The 2,397-nt window shown below is 70.3% G+C and carries 2 protein-coding genes and 2 pseudogenes; all 4 read left to right on the forward strand.

The genetic code is table 11. The annotated features are described in order from the left end of the window. A pseudogene (locus tag L288_RS0121385) lies at positions 1-360 on the forward strand (P-type conjugative transfer protein TrbL); the annotation flags it as partial. Positions 361-366: 6 nt separating this feature from the next. After that, positions 367-1,050: a conjugal transfer protein TrbF gene (trbF, locus tag L288_RS28995; protein ID WP_021237683.1), complete on the forward strand. Its 684-nt coding sequence runs from the start codon at positions 367-369 to the stop codon at positions 1,048-1,050. Further along, positions 1,047-2,063: a P-type conjugative transfer protein TrbG gene (gene trbG, locus L288_RS29000; RefSeq protein WP_021237684.1), complete on the forward strand. Its 1,017-nt coding sequence runs from the start codon at positions 1,047-1,049 to the stop codon at positions 2,061-2,063. Before trbF ends, trbG begins: the two co-directional genes overlap by 4 nt. Next, positions 2,060-2,397, forward strand: a pseudogene (locus tag L288_RS0121390) (TrbI/VirB10 family protein); the annotation flags it as partial. The gene trbG and the pseudogene L288_RS0121390, both read left to right, overlap by 4 nt.

A 2,397-nucleotide genomic window follows, 5' to 3' on the forward strand; every position in this document is an offset into this window, starting at 1 on the left:
AGCGGCATAGCCGCAGTTGGCCAGGCGGCGGCTGGAAGCGCGGCGAATGCCGTCCTCTCGCCCTTGCGCAAGGCGGCCACCGAAGGCGGCGAGGCGATGAAATCCAACTTCCGCTCGGGCGCCCGCGCCGGGTTCACGGCCACAGGCGGCACGATCACCGGCGGACCCGCACCCACCACCCCGGCGGCCGCACCCGCTGGCGGCTCCGCATCGGCCGGCACGTCGGCTCAGCCCGCATGGGCGGCCGCGATGAAACGCCGCCAGGCCGTCAGCCACGGCGCGACCGTCATCGCCCACACCATGAAGGCTGGCGACAGCCACGGCGGCGGCGCCGGTCCCGACATCAAAGAGAAGGACTGACCTCCCATGTTCCGACGCCCAACTATCCGTTACGGCCAGACCCCCGAACCCACGACACCCTATCAGCGCGCCGCGCAAGCCTGGGACGACCGCATCGGCTCCGCGCGCGTACAGGCGAAGAACTGGCGCCTCGCCTTCTTCGGCGCACTGGCGCTCTCGGGCGGTCTTGCCGCCGGCCTCGTCTGGCAATCGGCGCGCGGCCATATCGTGCCCTGGGTGGTGCAAGTCGATCGGCTCGGCGAGGCCCAGGCCGTCGCTCCCGCCGAGACCGGCTACCGCCCGACCGATCCGCAGATCGCGTTCCACCTGGCGCGGTTCATCGAGCAGGTCAGGGCAATCCCGGCCGATCCCGTCATCGTTCGTCAGAACTGGCTGCGCGCCTACGACTTCACGACCGATCGGGGCGCGGTGGCGCTCAATGACTACGCCCGCGCAAACGACCCGTTCGCCAATGTCCGCCGGGTGCAGGTCGCAGTCGACGTGTCGAGCGTGATCCGGGCCTCGCCTGACAGCTTCCGCGTCGCCTGGACGGAGCGCCGCTATCAGGACGGGAGCCTCGCCGCCACCGAACGCTGGTCGGCCATCCTCACCATCGTCGTGCAGCCGCCGCGCACCCCCGACGCGCTGCGCAAGAACCCGCTCGGCGTCTTCGTCAACGCCCTCAACTGGTCGAAGGAGCTGTCGCAATGACCGCCATCGCGTTCCGCCGCGCCGCATCGGCGGCGCTGCTCGCCTCCGCTTCAGCACTCGCCGGCTGCGCCACCACGTCCGCGAAGCCGCCCGCCATCACCTATGACGATCCGCCGGCCGAGATCGCGGCGACCTTGGCGCCGGAGTCTCCGCATCCCGTCGAGGTGGTGACGATCCCCGAGCCATTGCCGTTGCCAGGCCAGTTGAAGCCGGTGACGGACGAACCCCGCGTGCCGGAGCTGTCCGATCCCCGCCAGCGCGTCGGCGCAGCGAACACCGCCGCGCGGGTGCAGCCGGTGCGCGACGGCTTCCTCAACGCCATCCAGCAATATCCCTGGACCGATGGTGCGCTCTATCAGGTCTATACCGCGCCCGGCCAGGTGACGGACATCGCCTTGCAAGAAGGCGAGCAACTCGTGGGGGCGGGGCCGGTCGCGGCCGGCGACACGGTGCGCTGGATCATCGGCGATACGGTGAGCGGCAGCGGCGCGACGGCGCGCGTGCATATCCTCGTGAAGCCAACGCGACCCGACCTTTCCACGAACCTCGTCATCAACACCGACCGGCGCACCTATCATCTGGAGTTGCGCGCGACCGCTTCGACCTACATGGCGTCCGTCTCGTGGAGCTATCCGCAGGACCAGCTCATCGCGCTGCGCGGTGCCAATGCCGCAGCCGCCGCTTCGGCCCCCGTCGCTGCGGGCCTCGACCTCGCGGCGCTCAATTTCCGCTACCGGATCGAGGGTGACCGCGTGCCGTGGAAGCCGGTTCGCACCTTTGACGATTCTGCCCAGGTGTTCATCGAGTTTCCGGCCGGGATCTCGCAGGGCGAGATGCCGCCCTTGTTCGTGACTGGCGCGGCCGGCGATGCCGAGCTGGTCAATTACCGCGTGCAGGGTCGCTACATGGTGGTGGACCGGCTGTTCGCCGCCGCCGAGCTGCGCCTGGGCGACCGGCGCCGCGAGCAGCGGGTCCGCATCGTGCGTGACGATGGGCGCAGGGGGCGGCCGTGACCGATCCGACCGACAATTCCCCGCCCGAGGCGGCCGCACTGCAAGCGCCGCGCCCCGATCCTCAAGCCTTCCAGCTTCGTGGGCCGACGCCGCGCGTCATGCGCCTGTCACGCAAGGCGCTGGCCGCTATCGGCGTTGTCGCCGGTCTCGGGATCGGCGGCTCGCTGATCTATGCGCTCAAGCCGGCAGGCGAGAAGGAGGCGAAGGAACTCTACAGCACCGACAGCCGCGCCACGTCCGAGACCATCACATCGGGGCCGCGCGACTACAGCCAGACGCCAAAGCTCGGCCCGCCGCTTCCCGGCGACCTCGGCGGCCCGATCGTGGCGGCCCA

The sequence above is a fragment of the Sphingobium quisquiliarum P25 genome (genome assembly GCF_000445065.1).
GTDB lineage: Bacteria > Pseudomonadota > Alphaproteobacteria > Sphingomonadales > Sphingomonadaceae > Sphingobium > Sphingobium quisquiliarum.